Genomic DNA, 24,600 nt, shown 5'->3' with positions numbered 1-24,600 from the left:
TGAGGCCCCCGGTCGCGGTGCGGGGCGGTGCGGTCCTGATTGGTTCAAGCCTGAAGCTAGCGTCTTCTCGGCTTCACCTCATCCCAAACCCCGAACCGACGACCAGCACTTTTGTCGCCCGACGACCAACTCGGGACCGTGGCGACCGACGACACCGACGCGCCGACCCTCGTCGTGCCCGAGTCCGTCCGCGAGGAAATCCTCGCGCACGCCCGCGAGGGCGCGCCCGAGGAAATCTGTGGCATCCTCGCGGGGAGTCGCGGCGAACGCGGCCCCGAGACCGACCACCACGACGACTCCGACCACCGCGACGACACCGACGACTCCGACCACCGCGACGACACCGACGACTCCGACCACCGCGTCGAAGCCCACCATCCCGCCGAGAACGCCGCCGAGACGCCGCGGACGCGCTACGAAATCGACCCGCGCGAGCAGTTGGCCCTGCTGGAGCGAATCGAGGAGTCGGGTCGGGAGGTGGTCGGGTTCTACCACTCCCACCCGGCGGGTCCGCCGGGACCGAGCGCCACCGACGCGGCGCAGGCGACGTGGCCCGGCCGGTCGTACGTCATCGTCTCGCTCGGCGGTGAGGAAGTTTCGGTCGGGTCGTGGCGCTGGACCGGCGAGGAGTTCGTCGCGGAGACGGTGCAGTTCGTAGACGAGGATGCGACGTGAGAGTCGAGAGAGACAGGAGGGTCAGAACGACGACGGGAAAGGTTAGCGTGAGGTTCGACCCGAGACGGAAGAGACAGAGGGATAGCTTCAGGCTCGAACCAGTGAGGACCGCACGGCACCGCCACCGCGGGCCACACCCTCCCCAACCGATTTCGCGTCTCGCTCCCTTTCGGTCGCTCGATGCTCATCCACCGTCGGAAGCGAGTTCCGACGAGCTGTTGGGAATCACTGATTCGCTCCATCCCGAAAATCTTCGATTTTCGAGGACTTCGGTCGCCCCGCTCCCGAAGACACCGGCAGACAAACCGCGTCTGCCGAGCCATCGGTCGCCCCGCTCTCGATGACCTCGCGCGACGATGGCGCGCCACGGAGGGCGCACCCGCGCGCGCCGACTGCACGAAGAGAGACAGAGAGCGACCGCGGGAAGACAGGTAGAGGCACGTTATAGAATCATTTTCAATTCTCTTAGCCAGCTATACGGTGTTTAGACACGTTCAAAAATTCCTGAATCCGACCGCTCACTCGCTCCGCTGTGCCGACCACACCGCGGTCGCGCCCAGCAGAATCGCCGGAATCATCGGCAGGACGAGGTAGGCGAACTTGAACGGGCGGACCGGCGGGAGGAACAGAATCGTCGCCGGGACGACCAGAAAGCAGGTGACGATGACGCCGACCAGCACCCATCCGCGCCAGTCCCACTCCTCGCGTCCGCGTTCGATGGGTGCGCCGGGGTTGGCGACCGTCTCGTCGTCGCCGTCGCTCTCGCGGCCGTCTTCGACCTGTCCGGGCCGGTGGGTGTAGGTGTCTTCGGTCATCCGTCGTACTCGCTGTCGGGGACGACCACGACTTTCCCGAAGCCCTCGCGCTCTTCGAGCATCTCGTGGGCGCGGGCCGCCTCGCTCATCGGCAGTACGTCCCGGATTCGAGGTTCGAAGGTGCCGTCCCAGACGAGTTCGAGAACGTCGTCCACCTCGCCGGGGTTCCCCATCGTGGACCCGACGACCGACAGTTGATTCCAGAAGATGCGGTTCAGGCCCGCGCCGGGGTTCGGCCCGGTGGTCGCCCCGCAGGTGACGACCCGGCCGCCCTTGGCGAGACTCTTGAGCGAGTCGGGGTAAGTGGCCTCGCCGATGTGGTCTACCACCATATCGACGCCGCGCTTGCCGGTCATCTCGCGTATCTCGGCGGCGAAGTCGTCGTCGGCGTAGTTGATAACGTGGTCGGCACCCACCTCCTCGGCGTACTCCAGTTTCTCGTCGGTCGAGGCGGTGGCGTACACCTCCGCGCCAGCGTGGTCGGCGATTTGGACCGCGGCGTGGCCGACGCCGCCCGAGGCCCCGAGGACCAGCACCGACTCACCGGAGTCGAGACCGCCCCGGTTGAGGAGCATCCGCCACGCGGTCTGGAAGACCAGCGGTGCGGCCGCGGCGGTTTCGAACTCGACGCTCGACGGCACTTCGACCAGATTGTCCTCCGGAACCGCGGCGCGTTCGCTGTGGACGCCCCTGACGTGTTCGCCGATGATGTGGTAGTTGACGCACATCGAGTACTCGCCGTGGCGACAGTACTCGCACTTGCCGCAGTAGACGCCCGCCGATACCGCCACCCGGTCGCCGGGTTCGAACCGGGTCACGTCCTCGCCGACTTCGAGGACGACGCCCGCCCCGTCGCTTCCGGGGATGTGAGGCATGTCGAGGTTCACTCCCGGCAGTCCCTTCCGAGTCCACACGTCGAGGTGGTTGAGTGCGCCCGCCTTCACGTCTACCAGTACTTCGTCGCGGTCCGGCGACGGGTCCGGAAACTCGTCGTAGTCGATGACGCTTCGGTCCCCGTGTTCGCTGAACTGGACGGCTTTCATACCTTCACCGTCGGTTTCGCGGGGTAAAACTATATCCCAACGCGGCCACTCTTGCGGCGGAAGGCCCGAGAGCAGTCAGCTTTTCTACGGGACAACGACGCTTACGGAAGCGGCTCTCCGCGGCGTTGATTTAAGGCCCTGTCTACCGAATACTCGCGTATGGTCGATTTCCAATCGCGCGACACGCGGCGCGGACGTGACGACGAGGACGACGAGGACGACCGAGACTCGCCACCGTCCGACAGCGACGACGGCGGGGGCCACGACGACTCCACAGGTCACGACGGGAGCGACGACCACCAGCACGCCGACCACGGCCACCACGCCCACGACGTGGATTCGCTCGGCGCGGCGGTCGTCACCGTCTCCTCCTCGCGGAGTCTCTCCGAGGACCCCGCAGGGGACGCCATCGTCGCCGGACTCGAAGACGCCGGGCACAAGGTGGTTAGCCGCGACCTCATCGACGACAGTTACGACGGCGTGCAGGGGTCTATCGACGCCCTAGTCGGCCGCGGCGACGTTGACGTGGTGGTCACGACCGGCGGAACCGGCGTGACGCCCGACGACGTGACCATCGAGGCGGTCGAACCCCTCTTCGACAAGGAACTCCCCGGATTCGGCGAACTGTTCCGACTGCTCTCTCACGACGAAATCGGCACGCGAGTCGTCGGCACGCGCGCCACCGCGGGCGTCGTGGACGGCGTGGTCGTCTTCTGTCTGCCGGGGAGCGAGAACGCCGCGAGACTCGGCGTCGAGCAGATAATCGTGGAGGAGGCGGGCCACCTCGCCGGTCTCGCCTCGCGCGAAGAATAGGGTCGGCCTACTCGAAGTCCCGCCGCATCGCAATCTCGAACCACGGGCAGAGGCGCAACTGGCGGTACCACTCGGGGTGTTCGTGGAGTCGCTCGTAGGGGACCCACATCAGACCCGCGACCTCCTCCTCGTCGGGGTCGAGCGACAGGTCGTCCAAGGTCAGTTTCAGCACGGCACAGACCTCGTGTTCGACGCCCGCGTTCTCGAAGTAGCGCTTGTACTCGAAGCGGTCGGTCACGCGCAGGTCGTCGTACTGGTCGGGCGTGATGCCCAACTCTTCTTCGAGGCGCTGGCGGGTCGCTTCCTCTTGGCTCTGTCCTTCCACCGGATGGGAGGCGACGGTGCCGTCCCACCACGTTCCCCACAGGCGCTTGTCGGGCGCGCGCTGGGCCAGCAGGATGTTGCCGTCGCCGTCGAACACCAGCGAGGTGAACGCTCGGTGACGGATGCCGTCGCCGGTGTGTGCGTCGAGTCGGTTGACGGTCTCCTGTTTCTCGTCGTCGGCGTCCACCGCGACGACGTGCTGGCGTGCGTTCTCGTGGCGGTCCTCCGGCGTGGGTGTGTCGGCGTCTGCCGCCGTGTCGTCGGCGCTCATTGGCTTCTGGTTGTCGGGGATACGTAAAATCGTCTTCGATAGTTCGCCGGGGGATACAAACACTCAGTTGTCCCTTCTCTCCCGGCGCGGACCACCGGAATCGGGACGCCGAACGCCCCGAGAGCGCCCGCGCGCTCTCGGTTCCGCGAGCGCGCGGTAGTTTATTTATTGACCGAAGGTCTGCACGAATCCGGGAAGTTCTGCCTCCGAAGCGGAGCGTTGTAACCCCGAGCGCGTCCCCGTCGGCCGAACCGCCGGGTGTGCCTGTCGGCCGACCCACCGAGCGCACCCCGTGGACCGACCCATCGAGCGCACTTCGTAATTCGTCGGGCGTACGTGCGCTGGCGCGCGTCGGAGCGCGCCAGCGCGCTTGCGAGCGACCGAATACGAATTTCGAAACCAAGTTCCGAGACTCGTAACTCATCGTCGGATTTATTACGATGAGCGAACTTCCAACTACCAACAGATGACCGAGGAAACCGTAGGCGAGGGACGCACGATTCTGCTCATCGGTAGCGGGCCAATCCAAATCGGACAGGCCGCGGAGTTCGACTACTCCGGCGCGCAGGCCTGCCGCGCGCTTCAGGAGGAGGGCGCGCGAGTCGTGTTGGTCAACTCCAACCCCGCGACCATCATGACCGACCCCGAGATGGCCGACGAGGTGTACATCGAACCCATCACCACCGAAGCCATCGCCGAAATCGTCCGGAAGGAGAACCCCGACGGCGTTATCGCCGGACTCGGGGGCCAGACGGGTCTGAACGTCACCGCGGAACTCTCCGAGGAGGGGGTCTTAGAGGAGTACGACGTGGACATCATGGGGACGCCGCTGGACACCATCTACGCGACCGAAGACCGCGACCTGTTCCGCCAGCGCATGGAGGAGTTGGGCCAACCCGTCGCTCGCTCGACCACCATCTCGCTGGACGAGGACGAGGAAGTCTCGGAACTGACCGAAGACGACCTGAGCGAACGCGTGGAGGCCGCCGTCGAGGAAGTCGGCGGCCTCCCCGTCATCGCCCGGACGACCTACACCCTCGGCGGGTCGGGGTCCGGGGTCGTCTCGGAGATGGACGAACTGCTCGTTCGCGTCCGGAAGGGTCTTCGCCTCTCGCGCAACAGCGAAGTCCTCATCACCGAGTCCATCTCCGGGTGGGTCGAACTGGAGTACGAGGTGATGCGCGACGCGGGCGACTCGTGTATCATCATCTGCAACATGGAGAACATCGACCCGATGGGCATCCACACCGGCGAATCCACCGTCGTGACGCCCTCGCAGGTCATCCCCGACGACGGCCATCAGGAGATGCGCGACGCCGCACTCGAAGTGATTCGAGACCTCGGAATTCAGGGCGGGTGTAACATCCAGTTCGCGTGGCGCGACGACGGCACCCCCGGCGGCGAGTACCGCGTCGTGGAGGTCAACCCCCGCGTCTCGCGTTCCTCGGCGCTCGCCTCGAAAGCGACCGGCTACCCCATCGCCCGCGTGACCGCGAAGGTCGCACTCGGCAAGCGCCTCCACGAAATCGAGAACGAGATTACGGGCCAGACCACCGCGGCCTTCGAACCGGCAATCGACTACGTGGTCACGAAGGTTCCGCGCTGGCCCAAGGACAAGTTCGGCGACGTGGACTTCGAGTTGGGCACCGCGATGAAATCGACGGGCGAGGCGATGGCAATCGGGCGCACCTTCGAGGAGTCCCTGCTGAAGGCCCTCCGGTCGTCGGAGTACGACCCCGACGTGGACTGGGCAGACGTGGACGACGAGACCCTCGACGCCGACTACCTCGAAACGCCGACGCCCGACCGCCCCTACGCCATGTTCGAGGCGTTCGAGCGCGGCTACACCGTCGAGGAAGTCGTGGACCTCACCGGCATCGAAGAGTGGTACGTCGAGCGCTTCCAGAACGTCGCCGAGGCCGCAGTCGCGGCCCAAGAGGGCGAGTTCGAGGACGCCGCCGAACGCGGCTTCACCGACCACGAGATTACGGCCATCGCGGGCGGCGAGTTCGACGACACCCACTCGTCGTGGCTCCCGGCGGAGGACGCGGGCGACGGAAAGGAAACGTCCGCCGACGGCGCGGGCGTCACCGTCAAGGACGTGGAGGCCAGCGCGCCCGACCGTGACTTCAAGCAGGTGGACACCTGCGCGGGCGAGTTCGAGGCCTCGACGCCCTACTACTACTCCTCGCGGAAACCCGGTGCGGGACTCGGCCGCGACGAGGTACAGGTCGATAGGGACGTGGAGAGCGTCGTGGTGGTCGGCGGCGGTCCCATCCGCATCGGGCAGGGCGTCGAGTTCGACTACTGCTCGGTCCACGCGGTCCGCGCACTGCGCGAGCAAGGTATCGACGCCCACGTCGTCAACAACAACCCCGAGACGGTCTCGACCGACTACGACACCTCCGACGGTCTCTTCTTCGAACCCATCACCGCCGAGGAAGTCGCGGACGTAATCGAGACCACTAACGCCGACGGCGTGATGGTTCAGTTCGGCGGTCAGACCTCCGTGGACATCGGCGACCCACTCGAAGCCGAAATCGAGCGCCGGGGACTCGACTGCGAGATTCTGGGCACCGCAGTCGAGGCGATGGACCTCGCGGAGGACCGCGACCGGTTCAACCGCCTGATGGCGGACTTGGGAATCAGCCAACCGGAAGGCGGCTCTGCGACCAGCGAGGAGGAGGCGCTCGAACTCGCTCACGACATCGGCTACCCGGTCCTCGTTCGGCCCTCCTACGTTCTCGGCGGGCGCGCGATGGACGTGGTGTACGACGACGACGAACTCGTCGAGTACATCGAGGAAGCCGTCAGAGTCAGCCCCGACAAGCCGATTCTCGTGGACGATTTCCTCGCGGACGCGGTGGAACTCGACGTTGACGCCGTGGCGGACGGCGAGGACGTACTCATCGGGGGAATCATGGAACACGTCGAGACCGCCGGGGTCCACTCCGGTGACTCGGCCTGTATGATTCCGACGCGCGCGCTGGACGACGACACCCTCGGTCGGGTCCGCGAAGTGGTCGAAGACATCGCGGTGGCGCTGGACACCGTGGGTCTGCTGAACGTCCAACTCGCCGTGCAGGACGGCGAGGTGTTCGTCCTCGAAGCCAACCCGCGTTCGTCGCGGACCGTCCCGTTCGTCTCGAAGGCGACGGGCGTCCCCATCGCCAAACTCGCCGCGAAGGTGATGGCGGGCGAGTCGCTGACCGAGTTGGACGTAGACGAACAGGTGCCCGAACAGGTCAGCGTCAAGGAAGTCGTCCTGCCGTTCGACCGCCTGCCGGGGAGCGACCCCCGCCTCGGTCCCGAGATGAAATCGACCGGCGAGGTCATGGGCACCGCAGACACCTTCGGCAAGGCCTACGACAAGGCCCAAGACTCCACCGGCAAGCCCATTCCCGACGAGGGCACCGCGCTGGTGGACCTCACCGACGACTTCGGCGAGTACTTCAGCACCGAGCAGTTCGCCGACTACTTCGACGTGGTGACGCCCGAGGAGTACGAGGACGACGCCGACGAGTGGGCCGACCGCGCGAAGCAGGCGGTCTTGGACGGCGACATCGACCTCATCGTCTCGCGGCACCGCGACCTGTTGGAGACTGCGGTCGAAGAGGAGATTACCTACTTCTCGACCGAAGCGAGCGCCGCCGCCGCGTTGGAGGCGCTGGCGGCCCGCGACGAACCGCTCGACGTGGAACCGGTCGGTGACCGGGTGAAGCAGGTCCGCGAGTGGGGTCGGTAACGAGTTTCCGAGGCCGAAAACAGCCCAAAAATAGGGTGACAGACGGCGTTCGAGTCGCGTAACGAATGGCCGACGTGAAGCCTGTCGGAGCCTCGGTAACGGAGGTCCCGAGGGCGCTGTTATTCGCGTCGAATCGACCGCAGAGCCGCGGATTCTCGTGGTGTTAGCAGTGCTTGTAGGCCGTGTCCCACGACTTCAGCCAGTAGCCGTCGCCGCAACTACCGTCGGTGAACGTCGCTTTGAGTTCGAGGGAGCAGATATCGCGTTCTCCCATGCCACAGTCGTAGTCGGTCTGCTCACACTTGCTCGACGGTTCCATGGTGAGGGTGCTCGTCCGAACCGAATCACCGCATCGGTCGTTGATGTTCCAGGACCAGTCGCAGTAGTTGTCCCACTCCGAGGAATTGTCGGATCGTTCCATGGCGGGGTTAGTGTAGCCCCAACTCATGCTTGTTGAGACGCCAAGATCCGTCAAACTAAAGCTCGCGGAGACGCTATAACTCTCGGTCGAGCTTCCGCCATCGCTCGGACCCGCTGGTCGCCAGTAGCCGTTGCGGACGTCGACAAAGTTCATCTCGGACTTGTCCCAGAGGTGTTTTTTCCGCACGCTTTTGTTCTGCCAATTGCTGTCCCAGTCTTTGACCTGAGTTCCCGGTTCGATGGTCATCGGGGTGTGGAACCCGTGCAGGGTAGCTTCGTCGCTGTTGACGGTGTCCTGAAGCCAGTAGCACGTGGAACTAATCCTGCCGTGGGGGTAAACCTGGTGCTCTAGTGGGAAATCGTGAGCAGCCTCCATGTTCTCGAGCGAGTCGAGGTTTCCAGCAGTCTGGGTGCTCAGGTCGTCGTCGGAGGCTTCGAGCTTGTCGGAGACCTCTTGCACTCGGTCCTCGAAGCGGTTGTGGATTCCCTCCTCTGCACGACCGTTCGACTCGAAGCCTGGGGCTTCGCCCGCCATGCCGATGTACCCGCGAGCAGTGCCGTTGGCGTCGATTCCGTACGCGTACGCGACGACTTCGGATTCGAACGAGGCACCGTCTTCAGGCGAGTCCCCCGGTCCGTGGGCCGCTTTGGCTCGGACCGCCGGAATCCCGTCCAAGGTTTCGCCGGTGTTGCGCTCGTACTCCTTGACGGCTCGTTTGCGAAGCTGTTTGCGTCGTTGGTCCGAGACGGGATTGTTTATCGTGCCCTTGGCGACGTGAACGTCGGAGGCTTTGTCCGACCGGTTGGCCGCCACAAGGGTACTCCCGCTCGCTAGCGTTGCGATACCGGCCGCACCAGCCTTGAGTATCGAGCGTCGGTCAATTTCTCTCTCGTCGGCATCTGACACTGGACTACGTTTTACCATTACGGGAATAGTTACCTTCTTGCAGAATACATATTTAATGTATCTAAATTAGATAAATTATATTGTGGGGGACACAGAAAGCATTAAATTTTAATTATATTTTATGGAATTTGAGTGTGATAGTAGCCTATCGTAATAGACGGTCTGGCTAAGGAGGACAGTTCGTTCGAGATAGTGTGCCGACGGCTGGCGCTCGATACGAGCGATAGCGAAAACAGAAGAACTCATCGAGTTGCTCCGCGACCAACCCCTCGACGTGGAGTCGGTCGGCGACCGGGTGAAAGAAGTGCGGGAGTGGGACCTGCAACGCGGGTCCCCTCGAGGCTGATTTTTCCCGGTAGCGGGAGTCTATACGGGCATCGACGCGCCGCTTTTCGGTCGTCTCAGCCCGAAAACGAGTCGACAAATGGTGTTTCGAGTCGCGTAACGGTTGCCCGACGCGAGGCCCGTCGAAACCTCGGTAACGGAGGTCTCGAGGGGCGCTGTTACTCGCGCCGGTCCGAGCGCAGAACCGCGGATTCTCGTGGTGTTAGCACTGGATAAAGAACGTGGTTGAACTCTTCAGCCAGTGCGTATCGCTACAATTACCGTCGGTGAAGTCGCCTTCGACTTCGACATCAGCGATGTCGCGTTCACCCATGCTACAGTCGTAGTCTGTCATCTCACACGTACTCGACGGTTGCATGGAGAGCGTACTGTGCCGAACCGAGCCACCACATTTGTCGTTGACATCCCACTCCCACGCGCAGTAGTCGTTGTACTCCGAGGACAGGTCGGTTCGTTCCGTGGCGGGTTCGCTGAAGCTCCAACTCATGCCCGCAGAGACTTCGGCAGTCATCCAACCGGCGCTCACGCTGACGCTGACCGTCGTGGTCGAGGTTCCGCCCTCGCTCGGACCCGCTGGTTTCCAGTAGCCGTTGCCGACATCTTGCCACGACATGTCGTTTCTGTCCCAGTAGTGTCTGTTCCACGCGGCATTGTTGTGCCAGTGGGAGTCCCAGGTTATGTATCCCGGTTCGATGGTCATCGGCGAGTGGAATCCGTGCAGGGTTTTCTCGTCGTCGTACTCGGTGTCCCGAACCCAGTAGTACGTGGAACTAATGTAACCGTAGGGGTCGAGCGGGTACTCTAACTTGGCGTCGTGGAAATTCTCCATGTTGTCCAGATTTTCGATTGTCCCGCCGTAGGCCTGCGTGGACAGGTCGTCGTCGGAGGCTTCGAGCGCGGTGGAGATTTCCTGCACCCGGTCCTCGAAGCGATTGTGGATTAGCCCCTCTGCGCGACCGTTCCCCTCGGCCACGTCGGATTTGTCCGCCAGCCCAGTGTACGAGTGGGCAGCACCGTCGGCGTCGATTCCGTACGCAAACGCGACGACTTTACTGTCTTCAGACGAGGCGCCGTCTTCGGACGAGTCCCCCGGTCCGTGGGCCGCTGCGGGTCGGGCCGCCGGAATCCCGTCCATAGTTTCGCCGGTGTTGCGTTCGTACTCGTCGGCAGCTCGTCGCCGAAGCTGTTTGCGCCGCTTTTCCGAGACCGGATTGTTCACGGTCCCCTTGACGGCGTGAACGTCGGAGGCCTTGTCCGACCTGTTGTTCGCGGCGAAAGCAGTACCACTCGTCGCTAGAGTTGCGAGACCGACTGCACCGGCCTTGAGAAGCGACCGTCGGTCAGTCGCTCTTTCTTCAGTATCAGACGTTGAATCTTCGTTTACCATTACAAAAATAAACTTGGACGCTTAATACGTATATTTAACTACTATATCTAATACAAACTAAATTGCTTGGTCACAAGTTTAGCTAACTCGGCCAGAATATCTTACGAGGAACCGCTTTCTGATTCCGGTCTAAAGGAACGACCCTATGCGTCCACTACCTCTTCAACCAGTGGTAGCTACCGTCGCACTGGTCGGTGAACCGTCCTTCGACTTCGACCCCACACTGGTCTCTCCCCCATGCCAAAGTCGCAGGGTCCCACCGCACATCCCCATAGTGTATTAATAATTATATTTAACCTTGATAAACAAAATCTTTTCTGATATAGTTTAAATCTTTGGATAGAAACTAGAAGAATCTTATGGGAAATAAATTTCTGGTTTCAAACTAACGGAACAGACGATATGTCCGGGAAAGACGGTGCGTTCGGAAACGACGTGCCAGCGCCTGACGATTTGATGCGAACGATGGCGAAAACGGAAGAACTCATCAGAATGCTCCGCGACGAAGCGAAGTACAAACCCCATCTCGCCAGCGAACTCGGAGTCTCGAAATCGACGGTGTACAACTGGGCGACGGAACTCATCGAGTACGACATCGTTCGACGGACCGACGAGGGGTACGAACTCACGGCGCTGGGTGAGCAACTCTTCGAGTTTTACCACTGCGTAACCCGCGTTACGACGCAACTCTACGACATGCAGACGTTCCTCGAAGCCCTCCCGAACCACCACCACCCTCCGCTTTCGACCCTCGCGGACGCTGACATCGTGGACGAAAGCGACCACCCGTACGCACCGTTCGAGAGGGTGGTCGATTGGGTGAAAGACGCTGAACACGTCGTCGGCACTCCGGCGATTATGTCCACCGAGAAGTTGGAAGCGCTCGCTCCGAAGTTCCGGTCGAACGAAATGTCCGCCGATGTCGTTCTGGAGCGCAAGGACGTGGAGTTGATGAGACGCCACGTTCCCGATACGCTGGACGCCATCCTCGGAAACGCCACCGTGTACGAGACCGAACGTGAGATTCCGGTTCGACTGTACATCACCGAAAGCCTGTCGCCCTCGGTCGGTATCGCAACGCTGACCGACAACAGGCAAATATCGATGTTCGTCCAACTCCGAGGCGACGAGGCGGTCGAGTGGGGGTTCGAGCTGTACGAGGAGTTCCGCAAAGATGCGACCCGAATCGAGACGTTTCGATAACTTCGCTTCGGGCGACTCCGACCGAGTTCTACGGGACGTTCGTCACCGCACTCGACGCGAGCGTCAGAGGACGACCAACCCGACCGCCCCGCCGACCAGCAGGGCCGCGAGCGCGTACCACGGTTCGCGGCGAATCGTCCGCTGTGCGGCGGGAATCTTGCCGCTGTACTTCAGACCGAGTGCCACCGCGACGAAGGTGCTGACGACGCCGATTGACACCTCGGTCCGACCGATTCCGTGGGCGTAGCCAGCGAGAGTACCGATGACCGCTCCGAGGACGGCGGCGTGGACTTCGGTGTACGTCAGCGAGTTGTTCGACTCGAAAACGGATTTGGCCATAGAGACTGCTAGACGCTACGTAGTTTAAACTATTTCCGTACGTGAAAGAATTGGGGGCGAATCAAGTGCCGACGCCGGGAGTCGCCTCCTGATACCGAAGCAGTTGGTTCGCGCGGTCGGCTTTCGCCAGCAACACCTCTTTGAGTTTCGGGGGGTTCCGGATGCGGGTGTCGTCGAGGAGGTTCTCGGGAAGCACCAGCGTCCCCTCGGGAATGCTCTCGTCCCCGTGGACTGCGACGTGGTGTTGGTCTACCTTCATCACGAGCGGAGTGTCGAGTCGTTCGATGCCCTCACCGGAGGTGTACAACTGTTCGTTGATGCGCCTGTGTTCGTCGCGGCGCATGACCGCGTGTTCCCCGTCGGACGGCTCGACGTATAGCCGCCCGAGGTAGTAGCCGCTCGAAAACTCCTCGAACATGGGACGTGTTGACGTATACCACTGCCAGAACATAAACGTTTCGCAAAGGTTTATATAGTAGGGCAAATACACTGATTAAATCGTTTCGTATCTCACGCGGCGGTCGAACGTCCGAGTCGGATACACGTCAAAACTTATATCGCCCCTATCCGAGTATCGGCTATGGGACCACTCGAAACGCTGATTCTTCGCGTACACGTCGCCGCCGGAGTGGTCGCACTCTCGGCCGGTCTCGGTGCGCTACTGACCGCCAAAGGAGGTCTGCGCCACCGACAGACCGGCACGGTGTTCGTCGGGTCGATGGGCGTCACTGTCGGGACGGTGTTCGTGTTGCTGGCGTTCGACCCGACGCCCTTCCGAGTCTTCCTTACGCTCGTCGGGGTGTTCAGCGGCTATCTCGCGTTCTCGGGCTATCGCGTTCTCTCGCGGAAACGACCACGGGACGACGCACGACCCCTCGATTGGGCCGGGGCCGTGAGCGTCGTCCTCGCGTGTCTCGGTCTCGGCGGCTGGGGCGTCTTTCAACTCGTCGGCGGGGACTCGTTCGGAGTCGTGTTGGTCGCGTTCGGTGGAATCGGTCTCGCCTCCGGCGTCACCGACATCCGGACGTTCCGAAACGGCGACGACGCCGAGAAGTGGACGGAGACGCACCTCCAGCGGATGATAGCCGCGTTCATCGCCACGGTCAGCGCAGTCTCGGCCGTCAACCTCACGCCGGAACTGGGGTTCGTCGCGTGGCTCTGGCCGACCGTCGTCGGCGTTCCCCTCACGAGTTACTGGGCAAAGAAGTACCGGGTGACGTGAGTATTTCTTTGTCTGAAATTCTTTCCTGTTTTCCTAAACAAGCTATAGATTCGTGAGGGAAACGTATCTCTGTCTTCGTCACGCTTCGCCGAAGCGCCGTCACGCGTCGGGCGACTCCCGACAACCGCCGGGAGTCGCCCGACGCGTTCCGAGAGTCGCTCGGCGCGTTCCGGGAAGACCTTTGTCGCTGGCGCTCCCCGTCCACTGCATGACGACGTTGGAGCGGTACGCGCGCCGGTATCTCGAAGACGGCCCGAACCTCGCGTGGTTGCTGGCGGTGAACGTGCTGGCGATACTCGTCGGCGTCCAGTTCTACGTCGGGACGCTCCCCGAGGTTCCGGTCTACCTCTGGGCGTTCTACGCCGATTCGCCCGCCGCGCTGTTTCTGGTGACGCTCTCGCTGGCCACGCTCCTGCCGAACCTCGGGCGTCCGCTCGACGCCGCGCCGCGCAACCGGGCGCTCGCGTACCTCCACACGCTCGCGTTCGCGTGGCTGGTCAAGTACGGCGTCTGGACGTTCGTCTCGCTGAATCTGGGCTTCTCGGCGTACTTCGGCCCACCGTGGAACCCCGACGCCTTCTGGTCGTACTGGTTCATCGTCGTGACCCACCTCGGGTTCGTGGTCGAGGCGTACCTGCTCCCGTACTTCGGCGCGACCACCCGCGGTGCGCTGGCGACGACGCTGGTCGCCCTCCTCGCCAACGACGCCATCGACTACCTGCTGGGCTACCACCCGCCGCTCCGGTACGAACCCGACCTGCTGTTGCCCGCGGCGACCGTCGCGCTCTCCGTGCTGGCGGTGGCGGGCGCGGCCAGCGCGTTCGACCGACTCCCGAACACTGCCGGTCCGGAGTAGACGGGGTTTGCTCGGATTTTAAACTCTAAGCGTGCCTCTCTCCCCTCGAACCTCGGGCGTGAACAGAACGAACGAATGTCGGCCTTTTTAAGTCACGGGGATATAGGACCAACCGATGAGCCTCTACCGAGCCGTTCTGTTGGCGCTGTTCGTCGTCGGCGGTGCGCTGACCGCCGCTGTTCCGGCGGGCGCGACGACACACGCTGGCGTCGATGCCTCCCCCGACGTGGCCGACCCGACCGAACTCGGTGCTGGCCACGCAGACGCCCGGCAGGAGACTGCCGCGAACAACAGCACCGACAACACGTCGCTGGGCGCGGACATCTCGTCGTTCATGCAGTCGAGCGCCGTCGAGGTCGGCGGTGCGGTCGAAACCGGCATGTGGACCGCATCGTTCAACGCGACCGAAAACGAGTCGATGCGGGTCCAACTGGTCGAACGTCGCACCGACGAACTCCGAACCCAACTGGACGACCTCAGGGAGCGCAAGGCCGAACTCGTCGCCGAGCGTGAGGCGGGCAACGTCAGTGAGACCGCCTACAAAGCGAAAGTCAGCCGCCTCATCGGACAAATCAACGCTCTCGAATCGGCTATCGACAGGACCGCCGACCGCGCGGAGAAGGTGAACGCCGACACCGCGGCGCTCGGACGACTTCAGACCGAGACGAACAACCTGACCGGCCCCGAAATCGCGTCGGTCGCGCGCAACGTCACCGGCGTCGGGAACGCCAACGGCGTCGGAAACGGAGAGCGCGGTCCGCCGAGCGACGTGGATAACGGCGTCGGCAACGGAAACGGCGCAGTAGGCGCGAACAACGCGACTACCGGCCCGCCGGAGGGCGTAGGTAACGGCACCTCGAACGCGGGCCGACCCGGTGGACCGCCCGCCGACGCGGGCAACTTCCCGATGGTCGGCGACGAGACGACCAACGGAACCGCAGTCGGTCTCCCGAACGCCACCACGCCGACCCCGCCCGTGACCACCAACGGAACGACGGTCCTCTCGGCCACCACCTCCGTCGGACTCCTCGGACAGGTCGGGGCCGCACTCGGCGCACCCGGTGCGCTCGGGTGAACACCGAAAGACACGCTTTTGGGCGCGCGATTCCTATTTCCGGTAGCGAATGGACTCCGCCGAGTTACTCGACATCCTCGGGAACGAGAACCGCAGACGCATCCTCCGCTTGCTCGCCCGCAGGCCCTGTTACGTCACCGAGATTAGCGACTACCTCGGCGTCAGTCCCAAAGCCGTCATCGACCACCTCCGGAAGCTAGAGGACGCCGGACTCGTGGAGAGTCGGACCGACGACCAGCGCCGCAAGTACTTCAGCATCTCGCGCAACCTCCGACTGGAGGTCAGCGTCTCGCCCTACGAGTTCGGCATGAAGAGCGCCTACCCCGCAAGCGCCAACCTCGACGCGAGTCGGTGGCGCTACCTCTCGCTCAACGTCCAACTCGACGCGACCGACGCCGACGAGGACGAGGCGGACGAAGCGGAGGACACGACGGAAACGGAGGGGGTAACCGAAACGGAAGACCCGGACGAAGCCAAACCCGAGGAGGCGGTCGGAACGGCCACCGACCTCGCGGCGGAACTCGACGAACTCCAGCAACTCCAGCGCGAACTCTCGCTGGCCCAGCGGTGGGTCCACGGCCGCATCGCCGACGTACAGGACCGACTCGGCGACGTTCTCGACGGCGAGGCCGAGAGTCGCCTCCACGCGGAGGTTCTGGCGGCCGTCGCGGGCGGCGCGACCACCACCGAAGCGGTCGGCCGTACCGTCGAGGCCCCCCGCCACGTCGTGGAATCGTCGCTGGCGGAACTGGCCGACCGGGGATTCGTCGTGCGCGAGGAGAACGGGGAGTGGACGCTGGCCGAGTAGTTAGATGTCGGCGGTCAGGCCCTCGCGCAGGTCGCCGCCGAAGTAGGCGCCGAGCGCACCCGCCAGCAGGCCGGTCCCCGCGCCGAACGCCGCGAGGGGGACGCCGAAACCGCTGGCGACCGTCAGCGTGAGGTGGCTGAGCAGGGTCGCGAGTCCCGCCGCGACAGCACCCGCGGCGGCCGATTCGAGCATGGTCGAGCGTTCGACCGCCAGACCGAGGACGAACGCGCCAACGAACACGCCGAGGAGTCCCGCGAGGTTGTCGAGGAACGGAAGCGGGACGAACGCGCTCGCGCCCACCATCCCGCCGCCGAGCAGAACGAGGGCGTAGAGGAACACGCGCGGGGAGAACACGCTGACGGCCCGGTGCTGGAGACGCTGGGCGAACGACGCCGACGAGGACGACGCCGCGGACTCCGAGTCCGCGGCGTCGTCTTGGAGGGTCTCGGTGAAGTCGTCCGCGAACGAGTCGCGGGTGCGCTGGTCGGAGCGCTGGGGCATGGTGGAGTTGTTGTCGGGGGAGGTAATGGGTCTTTCCGTGAATCGAGCGTCGGGACGAATCGTCCGTCGGTTCGCTGTTGGCATTATTTTTGATTGTTTAAGCTGTGTTTTTACGGCTTAAAGAAATATATAGGTTGTTCTCTGCGGGATTCTGCATCCGGTCCGGGTTCCGGAGTTAGACGGTCGGGCACGAGTAGCGGTCTCCCCAAGACGTATTACAGATTATCCATAATTCGTAACTAATGGCTCAATCGTCGCCACCCTCTCGGACTCCGCCAATCGAACAGTTGCGGACGGTCCTCGACCTACTGGAGACGCCCAAACTCGCTCGTATCTACGCCTACATCTTTCGTCACGGCCCGACGGCGGTCCCGGAACTCGTGGCGGAACTCGACGTTCCGCAGGGGACCACGTACGAGTACGTCAGACGGCTCGAACGGGCGGGTCTCGTCTCGAAGGCGCGCGACGAGCGTCCCCGCGAGTACGAGGCGGAACCGCTCTCGCTGACGCTTTCGGCCGACGACGAGACGCGAACCATCACGCCGGAACTCGTGGACGCCGTCGCCCGTCGGGAACACGACGAGGACATCGACGTGTACATCGACCGCCACGGCATCGACGGACTGGCGACCGCACTGGAGTACGCCCGCCAACGAATCGAGGGGTCGGTCACCCACCGCGTGATGGCCCGCGAACTCGACGTTCCGGCGGTGGAAGCCGAAATCATCCTGCAAGCGCTCGAACCAGTCGTCCGGGAGTCGGCCGCCCGCGAGTCGTCCGCCGACGAATGACGACGCGATACGTCGCCGATACCGGCGTGTTCGTTCGGTGTGGCGGTCCGGACAACGAGAAGTATCAGCGACTCCGGCGGGCCGTCCGTCGCGCGGAGGCGCGTCTCCTCGTTCCGAGGCGGGTGTACGACGAACTGAACGGTAGTGTCGCCACCGAAACGTACGGTCGGTCTCGGTGGCAGGAAGGGTTCGACGAGGGGTGGATTGCTCTTGCCGACGACCTCGATTACGCGAACCCCGTCGTCTCGACGGTGATGGACGAGACGCGACGATTCATCGCTAGCGAGACGAACAGGGACGAGGACGTAATCGAGAAAGCCGACACCGCGTTGGTAGCGTTGGCGGGACAATTGCTGGACGGCGGGCGGGCCTCTCGGGTCGTGATTCTCACTACCGACAAGCCGCTCGGCGAGGCCGCCGAAACCCTCCTTCCCCGGCACGGCTTCGAGAACCGAATCGAGTATCGATACGTCGCCAGCGACTACCTCGACCGACTCGCTCCAGACGAGTTTCGAGACGGGTCGCGTTGACACTTCTCGTGTCGTCCCCGGCGAAGACTCCACGCGCCGAAAAGATGGTTTCAAGTCCGGCGCGCCGGTACTCCGAGGTATGAATCCCGGCGACCGCGTCCGCGTCGAGCGGGCCGACCAGACCTACGAGGGCGTACTGCTCCCCTCCTCGACGAGCCAGAACCTCGTCGTCAAGCTACAGGGCGGCTACAACGTCGGTATCGACCGAGAGGACGCCGACGTGGACGTACTCGAAAGCGACGTGTACGACATCGAAGAGGGCGACACCGAGGAGTCCTCGGAAGTCGAGTTCGACCCCGACCTACCCACCGTCTCGCTCATCTCGACCGGCGGCACCATCGCCTCGACGGTGGACTACCGGACCGGGGCCGTGACCGCCCAGTTCGACGCCGAGGACGTGCTTCGGGCCGTCCCGGACCTCGCGGGGCGGGCCAACTACCGGGGTCGCGTGGTGGCGAACATCCTGAGCGAAAACATGACCCCCGACGTGTGGCAGGACCTCGCGCAGGCCGTCTACGAGGAAATCGAGGCGGGCGCGGACGGCGTGGTCGTGATGCACGGCACCGACACGATGCAGTTCACCGCGTCGGCCCTCTCCTTTATGCTCGACACGCCGGTTCCGGTCGTCTTCACCGGAAGCCAGCGGTCGGCCGACCGACCGTCCTCGGACAACGTGATGAACGCGGTCTGTTCGGTGGAGGCCGCCAAGTCCGACGCCGCGGAGGTCATGGTGTGCATGCACGCCTCCGAGAGCGACGACGTGTGCGCGCTCCACCGGGGCACCCGCGTCCGGAAGAATCACACCTCCCGGCGCGACGCCTTCGAGACGGTTGGCCGCAAGCCCCTCGGCGAAGTCGAGTACGGCGGCGGCGAGACCGACGTGTCTTTCCGGCGCGCGCACGACGAACGCGGCGAGAAGGAACTGGACATCTCGCCCGAACTCGAATCCGAGGTCGAACTGCTCAAGTTCACCCCCGGCATGGACGAGTCGGCCCTCGACGTTGCGGAAGGGAAGGCCGGTCTCGTCCTCGAAGGCACCGGACTCGGCCACGTCCACTCCGACTGGGCCGACCGCATCGGCGAGTTGGTGGACGACGGAACCACGGTCGTCATGACGAGTCAGTGCATCGACGGCCGGGTCTGCGCCCGGGTGTACGACACCGGCCGGGACCTGCTGGACGCGGGCGTCGTGGAGGGCGAGGATATGCTCCCCGGCACCGCGAAGGTCAAACTGATGTGGGCGCTCGCCAACAGCGCCGACCCCGCCGACGAGATGGGCGAACCCCTCGCCGGGGAGATTACCGAGCGGTCGGTCCCGTGGGAGTGAGGTGGGTCCGGTGAGTTCCGACCAGACCGGAATCGAAGTCCGCGAGGCCAGCCACGACGACTACGAGACCATCGTGGAGTTCACCAAGCAGACGTGGCCCGACCGCGACGGCGGCGACTACATCCCCGACATCTACCACGACTGGATAGAGGGCGAGGGAAAGCGCACCGCCGTCGCCGTGGTGGACGGCGAAGTCGCGGGACTCGCCCAGACGGTCCTGCTGTCGGACTGGGAGGCGTGGAATCAGGGCCTGCGCGTGGACCCCGAGTTCCGCGGGCGCGGCGTCAGCGTCGCCGTCACCGAGGACCTCTTCGACTGGGCGCGCGAGCAGGGTGCCACCGTCGCCCGGAACATGGTGTTCTCGTGGAACGTGGCCGGGTTGGGCCAGTCGCGGGCAACCGGCTACGACCCCGTGACCGAGTTTCGGTGGGCGCATCCCGCGCCAGACGCCGACGCCGCCGACGAGTCGGCGGCGTCGGCCGAGTTCGAGGTGACGAGCGACCCGTCGGCCGCGTGGCGATTCTGGACCGACAGCGAGGCCCGCGACCGACTCCGGGGTCTCGCGCTCGACGCCGACGAGTCGTGGGCGCTCTCGGAGTTGACCCGCGAGAACCTCCGGACCGCGGCCGACGGCGGCGGCCTGTTCGTGGCCCAGAACGACGGGACGCGAGGGTTCGCCCACCGCGTCCGGGAGTACGAGCGCCCGGCCGCGGACGGCGAGGACCCGGAGACAGAGCAGTGGGTCGAGTACGGCGTCGGCGCGTGGGCCGACGCCGAGAGCGCCGACGTGCTTTTCGACGCCATCGCTCGGGACGCCGCCGACCGAGGGGCCGACCGGACGCGCGTGCTGATTCCGGAGTCGCCGCGGTACGTCAGCGACGCCGCGCTCTGCCGGGTCGAAATCGCCGACGAACCCGACTTCGTGTTGGCGGCCGACCTGACGCGGGAGTCGCGCTAATCGTCGTCGGCCGCTTTTTCCTCCGGCGTCTCACCGTCGTCGGGGGTTGGGACGCTCCGCTCGGAGACTTCGATGTCGTCGTCGTCCCAGTCGAACTCGTCGAGTTCGTCGCTGTGGCGCAGGACGAACGGTCCGGACGCCAGCGTCCGAAGGGTCACGGTCATCGCGCGCAGGACGTAGGAGGTGAGGACGACGTACGGAGCGAGCGCGATGGTGTACGAGAAGGCGACGAACAGGGTGAGCGGAACCATGCTGAGTTCCTGCGAGAGTATCCACAACTCTTCGGTCGGAATGAATTCGGGCGAGTGAATCGCCAGCATCACGTACGAGATGTAGACGATGGTCGGAAGCGCGACGTAGAGCAGTCTGGCCGACAGGCGCGCGAACTCCCGCTTGTAGTACAGCGACTTGAAGTACTCCCGGCCGGTGGCAAACACCTTCAGCGTCTCTACGAGGTCGTCTATGGCCTCCGTCTGGTCGTCGCTCAGGCAGTGGCCGTACTTGCGCTTGAACCGACGGGCGACGTGGAGTTGCCACGAGTAGTCGTAGTTCAGTCCGGCGAGCAGAATCTTGAACGACCCGAACTTCGCGCCCGAGAGCGTTTCGCCCGCTTTCTCGGCCTCCTTCGAGACTTCCTCGGAGAAGATTTTCGCCTCCTCCGCGAACTCGTCGTTGTCACCCTCCTCGGCAATCTTCTCGATGCCTGCGGCCTGCCTGTTGATTACCTTGAGAATCGTCCGTAGGAACTCCGCGGGCCGGGCCGGACTCACGTCCGACTCGATGTACTCCTCGATTTGGCCCCGATAGCGGATGGAGGCGTCGATGCGCTCTCGCTGGCTCTCGATGTCGGTTATCTCCTCGGAGAGGACGATGGAGTTGATGGAGACGACGATGGAGACCAGCAGGATAGACCCGCTCAAGAGCGAACTGAACAGCGTCTGAACCGTCGTGGTGTTTTCGAGCAGTTCCTTGAGATTCCACGGCTTGACGATGGAAGACACTAAGAGGACGACCAGCACGCCCGACAGGAGCGCCGCCGCGACCCACATCCGTTTCCCACGCAGGAGTACCCACTGGGAGATACGCTTGACCGGCGAACTCGACCGCTCGCGGTCCCCCGGAATCAGGTCGTCCAGCGAGCGTCGATGAGAGTCCCCGTTTCCCATTCCAAGAGAAGTACCGTCGCCCGAGGTTAAGGACTTCTGGCTAAACCGGAGGGCGCTGCCTACGGGCCGAAAAGGAGACCCTACTGGGACACCAGCGCCGGACGGCTACCCGCCGCTGACCGGCGGGAACAGCGCGAGTTCGTCGCCCGCGTCGAGTTCGGTGTCGAGTCCGTCCTCGGTGTGGACGTTCGTCCCGTTACGCAGGACGTTGATGTGGTCGCGCAGGTCGCCTTCGCCGTCGTACACGCGGTCTTCGAGGGCCGGATGCTCGGCGACCAGTGCCGCGAGCGCCGCGCCGACCGTCTCGCCGGGACCGGTCTCTACCTCGACCTCTTTCCCGCCAGCGATTTCGGCGAGGTCCGCGAACAACTTCCACTGCATGGAAGAAGCTTGGTGGCGGGCGGACTTCGTTCCATCGCTCTCGGGGTCGGTCTCGCCGTTGAGTCGTTACGGTACCGGTGGACTCGCGCCACGGCCACCGCCGAAGTGTGACGAACGCCCGGAAACCACCACCCCCCGCGGCGAACACGAAAGGAGCAATCTATACAATTCTAATAGAATCACGAACATATTTTAAAGAAATGTATTTCCAAGTCTAACGCTCGGTTCGTCCGCCTCGGTCCCGTGGAGTCACCGGACTCGCGTCAGTCCCCTCGCTCGCCGCTGTCTCGACTTTCCGGAGCAGGTCGGGTCTGGCGACCACGTAGAGGGTGTCGCCGGGTGCGAGCAGGCGGTGGTCGGCGGGAATCGTCTCGACGCCCTCGGCGTCGCGGACCGCGACCACCGTCGCGTCGATGCTCCCGACCGGCGCGCCGACCAGCGGACTGTCGGCGACCAGCGTGACCGCACCGACCGTCTCGTCGGCCGCTCGGAGGCGCGCGGAGAACTCTCTGTCGGCGCGAGGTTCGACCGGGAGCGTGACCAGTCGGTACGCGGCGTCGGGTTCGAGGTCGGTCGCGGCGTCGAGCGCCAGCGTCGCCACGTCGCCCACCGTCGCACGAAGTTCCGCGGTGGCGACCCGTTCGACGGGGGCGTCGTCGTCGGTCGCTCCGGACCGCCACACCTGCACGAGGTCGCCCGCGCTCGCGCTGAATGCCGGGTCTGCACGGACTGCGACCGCGACCGTCCCCGGAGCGAGCGTGGGACCGAGACCCACCGCTCGACCCCCGGCGGCGAGGTACTCGACCGTCCCGTCGTCGGCAAGTTCGACATCTACGTGTCCGACGCCGTAGTCGTCGCGGAGTCGCGCGACGAGACGCTCCCGGAGTTCGGCGACGGTCAGTCCCCGCGGGAACCGAAGCGACGCTCCGGCGAGCGTCTCGGCGGTCTCGGAGTCGAGCGGTTCGTAGCCGTCGATGTCGTCGATTTCCTCGGGGAGTTCGACCGTGACGAATCGGCCGACGGACTGGACGAGTCGGCCCACGTCGCCCTCGCGGGTGAGCGAAAAGGCGTCGGCGATGACGCGCGCACCGGACCGCGCGCCGACCGCGGCCGCTCCCGCCCCGAGCGCGAACGCCGCGACGTTGACCGCGACGACCCCCGGCGGAGGAATCGTCTCGCCGGTGCCGAGGAACTGTCGGAGCGCGGTCGCGGTGTTGAGCCATCCGCCGACCACGCCGAGACCGACGAGGACCGCCAGCCCTTCGGGAATCTCTTCGCGGGCGTAGAATCGATAGAGGACGCCGACCCCCGTCGCCACCCCGCTGGCGAGGAGCGTGAGACCCACGACGCGCACGACCGCTACCACCGGACGTTCGACCGCCGTGAGGACGCTCATCCCGCCACCTCCGTGAATCGGTCGAGCGCGTCGCGGTCTCCGACGGCGAAGAGGAGGTCTCCGCCCGCGAGACGGATGGTTCCCCGCGGCGCGACCGCCCACTCGCCGCCGTGCCGGAGCGCGAGAACCGCCACGCCGTACGTCTCCCGCAGGGCGACCTCGCCGAGGGTTGCGCCGTCGAGCGGACCGTCGTTTCGGACTTCGACCCGTTGGAACCGCTTACCGTCTCGACGGAGTAGCGAGAGGAGTTCGAACTCCCGGCGCGTCCCGCGAGCGCGAGCGCGAATCCGTCGGGTCTCGGCGTCGAGCAGGGTCTCGGCGTCGTCGCGCGGAACGGCGACCGTCACCCGACCGTCGCCGCCGGTCGCCTGCGCCGAGGACGCACTCGCCGCGAGTCGGGGGACCGTCCCGCTCGCGGCGTCCGATTCGTCGGCGACCGCCGACGAATCGGACTCGACCGTGGCCGAGGAATCCGTCGGCGTCGAACCCTCCCGGCCGGTTCGGGCGCTCAGGACCGTCCCGGTCACGTCGCCCGCCGATGTCGAAATCACCACCTCGTCGCGCCGGGCCAGTCCGGTCGGGACCAGCGTCTCCACCGAGACCGCACGCTCGCCCGGTGGGACCCGCCGCGAGAGCGCGCCGACCGGAGGGGCCGCGCTGACGGTCGCGCGGCCGCGCGAGTCGATACCGACCGTCACCGCTTCGAGGTCGTAGTCGGTCCGGAGTCGCTCTTCGAGGCGACGTTCGAGTTCCGAGAGAGGCAGGTCCGCGGGCAACGTCCACTCGCCGTCCCGAATCGTCGCCCGGAGGTCGTCGGGGAGTGGCGGGTACCCCTCCACGTCGCCGACCCCGCCCGTCGCTCGGACCCGAATCTGTCCGAACCGGCCGACGCGCTCGACCGCATCGGCCGACAGGCCACGCTCCCGGAGACCCCTGAGCGTGAGTCGCCGGGGGAACTCCGCGCCCATCCGGTCGCCCTGCGCGTGGGCGTAGAGCGTCGCCATCATCACGACCAGCGCCGACACCAGCGCGGTCGGCGAGGTGACGAACTGGGGGTCGAGCAGGCCGAGCAGACCGCCCTGCACCCCGGCGATAGCCACTCCGAAGACGAGGACGCCGAACCCCGGAATCGTGACGCCCGTGAAGTACCGAAAGGTGAACCCGAGCGACCACGCCACTAGCGCCGGGACGACTGCGGTCAGAACTCCGATGTAGAGACCGACGAGAACCTCGACGAGCAGTGCGGGACCGAGAGCCATGCGTGTGCTTTCGGCGAGACGCACCACGGCTAAAGAACTACCG

The 24,600-nt window shown here is 64.7% G+C and carries 24 protein-coding genes; 12 read left to right on the top strand and 12 right to left on the bottom strand.

Annotation, left to right across the window (positions count from 1 at the left end; genetic code table 11):
- Positions 1-138 precede the first annotated feature (138 nt).
- Positions 139-675, top strand: coding sequence for a desampylase (locus tag P2T60_RS11210; RefSeq protein ID WP_276279337.1), 537 nt, complete (start codon positions 139-141; stop codon positions 673-675).
- Between the two features lie 518 nt (positions 676-1,193).
- On the opposite strand, the gene P2T60_RS11205 is transcribed toward P2T60_RS11210, so the two are convergent.
- Positions 1,194-1,490 carry a DUF7977 family protein gene (locus P2T60_RS11205; protein ID WP_276279336.1) on the bottom strand — a complete coding sequence of 99 codons (297 nt, stop codon included), beginning with the start codon at positions 1,488-1,490 and terminating at the stop codon, positions 1,194-1,196.
- A complete protein-coding gene (locus tag P2T60_RS11200) occupies positions 1,487-2,533 on the bottom strand; it encodes a zinc-binding dehydrogenase (protein ID WP_276279335.1) in 1,047 nt (348 codons plus the stop codon). The genes P2T60_RS11205 and P2T60_RS11200 overlap by 4 nt, the downstream gene beginning before the upstream one ends.
- A gap of 159 nt (positions 2,534-2,692) precedes the next feature.
- Between P2T60_RS11200 and P2T60_RS11195 the strand changes: the two genes are divergently transcribed.
- Positions 2,693-3,346: a MogA/MoaB family molybdenum cofactor biosynthesis protein gene (locus P2T60_RS11195; protein WP_276279334.1), complete on the top strand. Its 654-nt coding sequence runs from the start codon at positions 2,693-2,695 to the stop codon at positions 3,344-3,346.
- Positions 3,347-3,353: 7 nt separating this feature from the next.
- Here the strand turns inward: P2T60_RS11195 and P2T60_RS11190 are convergent, their stop codons facing one another.
- Positions 3,354-3,941 (bottom strand): NUDIX hydrolase, encoded by a 588-nt coding sequence (locus P2T60_RS11190; protein WP_276279333.1) that lies wholly within the window; start codon positions 3,939-3,941, stop codon positions 3,354-3,356.
- A gap of 466 nt (positions 3,942-4,407) precedes the next feature.
- Here P2T60_RS11190 and carB point away from each other — a divergent pair, with 466 nt between their 5' ends.
- Positions 4,408-7,686: a carbamoyl-phosphate synthase large subunit gene (carB, locus tag P2T60_RS11185; protein WP_276279332.1), complete on the top strand. Its 3,279-nt coding sequence runs from the start codon at positions 4,408-4,410 to the stop codon at positions 7,684-7,686.
- A gap of 163 nt (positions 7,687-7,849) precedes the next feature.
- Here the strand turns inward: carB and P2T60_RS11180 are convergent, their stop codons facing one another.
- The gene (locus tag P2T60_RS11180; RefSeq protein ID WP_276279331.1) at positions 7,850-9,013 is read right to left on the bottom strand and encodes a hypothetical protein; all 1,164 of its coding nucleotides are present in this window, start codon (positions 9,011-9,013) and stop codon (positions 7,850-7,852) included.
- A gap of 547 nt (positions 9,014-9,560) precedes the next feature.
- A complete protein-coding gene (locus tag P2T60_RS11175; protein WP_276279330.1) occupies positions 9,561-10,745 on the bottom strand; it encodes a hypothetical protein in 1,185 nt (394 codons plus the stop codon).
- Between the two features lie 402 nt (positions 10,746-11,147).
- Between P2T60_RS11175 and P2T60_RS11170 the strand changes: the two genes are divergently transcribed.
- A complete protein-coding gene (locus P2T60_RS11170; protein ID WP_276279329.1) occupies positions 11,148-11,948 on the top strand; it encodes a transcriptional regulator FilR1 domain-containing protein in 801 nt (266 codons plus the stop codon).
- Positions 11,949-12,011: 63 nt separating this feature from the next.
- Here P2T60_RS11170 and P2T60_RS11165 read toward each other — a convergent pair whose 3' ends face one another.
- Both P2T60_RS11165 and P2T60_RS11160 read right to left on the bottom strand, forming a co-directional pair.
- Positions 12,012-12,287, bottom strand: coding sequence for a hypothetical protein (locus P2T60_RS11165; protein ID WP_276279328.1), 276 nt, complete (start codon positions 12,285-12,287; stop codon positions 12,012-12,014).
- Between the two features lie 61 nt (positions 12,288-12,348).
- On the bottom strand, positions 12,349-12,705 hold the full coding sequence (locus P2T60_RS11160; protein WP_276279327.1) for a DUF5802 family protein: 357 nt from the start codon (positions 12,703-12,705) through the stop codon (positions 12,349-12,351).
- 162 nt (positions 12,706-12,867) lie between these two features.
- Between P2T60_RS11160 and P2T60_RS11155 the strand changes: the two genes are divergently transcribed.
- The 4 genes from P2T60_RS11155 (at position 12,868) to P2T60_RS11140 (ending at position 16,248) form a co-directional block, all read left to right on the top strand.
- Positions 12,868-13,509: a DUF2306 domain-containing protein gene (locus P2T60_RS11155; protein WP_276279326.1), complete on the top strand. Its 642-nt coding sequence runs from the start codon at positions 12,868-12,870 to the stop codon at positions 13,507-13,509.
- A gap of 208 nt (positions 13,510-13,717) precedes the next feature.
- Entirely contained in the window at positions 13,718-14,365 is a 648-nt protein-coding gene (locus P2T60_RS11150; protein WP_276279325.1) for a DUF1405 domain-containing protein, read from the top strand.
- A 115-nt stretch (positions 14,366-14,480) separates the two neighbouring features.
- Entirely contained in the window at positions 14,481-15,440 is a 960-nt protein-coding gene (locus P2T60_RS11145) for a DUF7096 domain-containing protein (protein WP_276279324.1), read from the top strand.
- A 49-nt stretch (positions 15,441-15,489) separates the two neighbouring features.
- The gene (locus P2T60_RS11140) at positions 15,490-16,248 is read left to right on the top strand and encodes an ArsR/SmtB family transcription factor (RefSeq protein ID WP_276279323.1); all 759 of its coding nucleotides are present in this window, start codon (positions 15,490-15,492) and stop codon (positions 16,246-16,248) included.
- On the opposite strand, the gene P2T60_RS11135 is transcribed toward P2T60_RS11140, so the two are convergent.
- The gene (locus P2T60_RS11135) at positions 16,249-16,749 is read right to left on the bottom strand and encodes a hypothetical protein (RefSeq protein WP_276279322.1); all 501 of its coding nucleotides are present in this window, start codon (positions 16,747-16,749) and stop codon (positions 16,249-16,251) included.
- Positions 16,750-16,991: 242 nt separating this feature from the next.
- On the opposite strand from P2T60_RS11135, the gene P2T60_RS11130 reads away from it, so the two are divergent.
- The 4 genes from P2T60_RS11130 (at position 16,992) to P2T60_RS11115 (ending at position 20,355) form a co-directional block, all read left to right on the top strand.
- Positions 16,992-17,540 (top strand): DUF7437 domain-containing protein, encoded by a 549-nt coding sequence (locus P2T60_RS11130; RefSeq protein ID WP_276279321.1) that lies wholly within the window; start codon positions 16,992-16,994, stop codon positions 17,538-17,540.
- Positions 17,537-18,070, top strand: a complete 534-nt coding sequence (locus tag P2T60_RS11125; protein ID WP_276279320.1) for a PIN domain-containing protein — start codon at positions 17,537-17,539, stop codon at positions 18,068-18,070. Before P2T60_RS11130 ends, P2T60_RS11125 begins: the two co-directional genes overlap by 4 nt.
- A 79-nt stretch (positions 18,071-18,149) precedes the next feature.
- Positions 18,150-19,397 (top strand): Glu-tRNA(Gln) amidotransferase subunit GatD, encoded by a 1,248-nt coding sequence (gatD, locus tag P2T60_RS11120; protein WP_276279319.1) that lies wholly within the window; start codon positions 18,150-18,152, stop codon positions 19,395-19,397.
- A 10-nt stretch (positions 19,398-19,407) separates the two neighbouring features.
- The gene (locus tag P2T60_RS11115) at positions 19,408-20,355 is read left to right on the top strand and encodes a GNAT family N-acetyltransferase (RefSeq protein WP_276279318.1); all 948 of its coding nucleotides are present in this window, start codon (positions 19,408-19,410) and stop codon (positions 20,353-20,355) included.
- On the opposite strand, the gene P2T60_RS11110 is transcribed toward P2T60_RS11115, so the two are convergent.
- The 4 genes from P2T60_RS11110 to P2T60_RS11095 form a co-directional block, all read right to left on the bottom strand.
- Positions 20,352-21,521 (bottom strand): DUF7972 family membrane protein, encoded by a 1,170-nt coding sequence (locus P2T60_RS11110; protein WP_276279317.1) that lies wholly within the window; start codon positions 21,519-21,521, stop codon positions 20,352-20,354. The genes P2T60_RS11115 and P2T60_RS11110 overlap by 4 nt on opposite strands.
- A gap of 105 nt (positions 21,522-21,626) precedes the next feature.
- The gene (locus P2T60_RS11105) at positions 21,627-21,902 is read right to left on the bottom strand and encodes a ubiquitin-like small modifier protein 1 (RefSeq protein ID WP_276279316.1); all 276 of its coding nucleotides are present in this window, start codon (positions 21,900-21,902) and stop codon (positions 21,627-21,629) included.
- Positions 21,903-22,116: 214 nt separating this feature from the next.
- Positions 22,117-23,298 (bottom strand): TrkA C-terminal domain-containing protein, encoded by a 1,182-nt coding sequence (locus P2T60_RS11100; RefSeq protein WP_276279315.1) that lies wholly within the window; start codon positions 23,296-23,298, stop codon positions 22,117-22,119.
- Positions 23,295-24,557, bottom strand: a complete 1,263-nt coding sequence (locus tag P2T60_RS11095) for a potassium channel family protein (RefSeq protein ID WP_276279314.1) — start codon at positions 24,555-24,557, stop codon at positions 23,295-23,297. Before P2T60_RS11095 ends, P2T60_RS11100 begins: the two co-directional genes overlap by 4 nt.
- Positions 24,558-24,600: the final 43 nt, after the last annotated feature.

Source organism: Halorussus caseinilyticus, from assembly GCF_029338395.1.
Classification (GTDB): Archaea; Halobacteriota; Halobacteria; order Halobacteriales; family Haladaptataceae; genus Halorussus; species Halorussus caseinilyticus.
This window is presented reverse-complemented; position numbering and strand designations above follow the sequence as displayed.

Excerpts from the sequence above, each read along its gene's own strand:
- P2T60_RS11205 (WP_276279336.1), bottom strand. The coding sequence starts at position 1,490 with ATGACCGAAGACACCTACACCCACCGGCCCGGACAGGTCGAAGACGGC.
- P2T60_RS11200 (WP_276279335.1), bottom strand. The coding sequence starts at position 2,533 with ATGAAAGCCGTCCAGTTCAGCGAACACGGGGACCGAAGCGTCATCGAC.
- P2T60_RS11195 (WP_276279334.1), top strand. The coding sequence starts at position 2,693 with ATGGTCGATTTCCAATCGCGCGACACGCGGCGCGGACGTGACGACGAG.
- P2T60_RS11190 (WP_276279333.1), bottom strand. The coding sequence starts at position 3,941 with ATGAGCGCCGACGACACGGCGGCAGACGCCGACACACCCACGCCGGAG.
- carB (WP_276279332.1), top strand. The coding sequence starts at position 4,408 with ATGACCGAGGAAACCGTAGGCGAGGGACGCACGATTCTGCTCATCGGT.
- P2T60_RS11175 (WP_276279330.1), bottom strand. The coding sequence starts at position 10,745 with ATGGTAAACGAAGATTCAACGTCTGATACTGAAGAAAGAGCGACTGAC.
- P2T60_RS11170 (WP_276279329.1), top strand. The coding sequence starts at position 11,148 with ATGTCCGGGAAAGACGGTGCGTTCGGAAACGACGTGCCAGCGCCTGAC.
- P2T60_RS11165 (WP_276279328.1), bottom strand. The coding sequence starts at position 12,287 with ATGGCCAAATCCGTTTTCGAGTCGAACAACTCGCTGACGTACACCGAA.
- P2T60_RS11160 (WP_276279327.1), bottom strand. The coding sequence starts at position 12,705 with ATGTTCGAGGAGTTTTCGAGCGGCTACTACCTCGGGCGGCTATACGTC.
- P2T60_RS11155 (WP_276279326.1), top strand. The coding sequence starts at position 12,868 with ATGGGACCACTCGAAACGCTGATTCTTCGCGTACACGTCGCCGCCGGA.
- P2T60_RS11150 (WP_276279325.1), top strand. The coding sequence starts at position 13,718 with ATGACGACGTTGGAGCGGTACGCGCGCCGGTATCTCGAAGACGGCCCG.
- P2T60_RS11145 (WP_276279324.1), top strand. The coding sequence starts at position 14,481 with ATGAGCCTCTACCGAGCCGTTCTGTTGGCGCTGTTCGTCGTCGGCGGT.
- P2T60_RS11140 (WP_276279323.1), top strand. The coding sequence starts at position 15,490 with ATGGACTCCGCCGAGTTACTCGACATCCTCGGGAACGAGAACCGCAGA.
- P2T60_RS11135 (WP_276279322.1), bottom strand. The coding sequence starts at position 16,749 with ATGCCCCAGCGCTCCGACCAGCGCACCCGCGACTCGTTCGCGGACGAC.
- P2T60_RS11130 (WP_276279321.1), top strand. The coding sequence starts at position 16,992 with ATGGCTCAATCGTCGCCACCCTCTCGGACTCCGCCAATCGAACAGTTG.
- P2T60_RS11125 (WP_276279320.1), top strand. The coding sequence starts at position 17,537 with ATGACGACGCGATACGTCGCCGATACCGGCGTGTTCGTTCGGTGTGGC.
- gatD (WP_276279319.1), top strand. The coding sequence starts at position 18,150 with ATGAATCCCGGCGACCGCGTCCGCGTCGAGCGGGCCGACCAGACCTAC.
- P2T60_RS11110 (WP_276279317.1), bottom strand. The coding sequence starts at position 21,521 with ATGGGAAACGGGGACTCTCATCGACGCTCGCTGGACGACCTGATTCCG.
- P2T60_RS11105 (WP_276279316.1), bottom strand. The coding sequence starts at position 21,902 with ATGCAGTGGAAGTTGTTCGCGGACCTCGCCGAAATCGCTGGCGGGAAA.
- P2T60_RS11100 (WP_276279315.1), bottom strand. The coding sequence starts at position 23,298 with ATGAGCGTCCTCACGGCGGTCGAACGTCCGGTGGTAGCGGTCGTGCGC.
- P2T60_RS11095 (WP_276279314.1), bottom strand. The coding sequence starts at position 24,557 with ATGGCTCTCGGTCCCGCACTGCTCGTCGAGGTTCTCGTCGGTCTCTAC.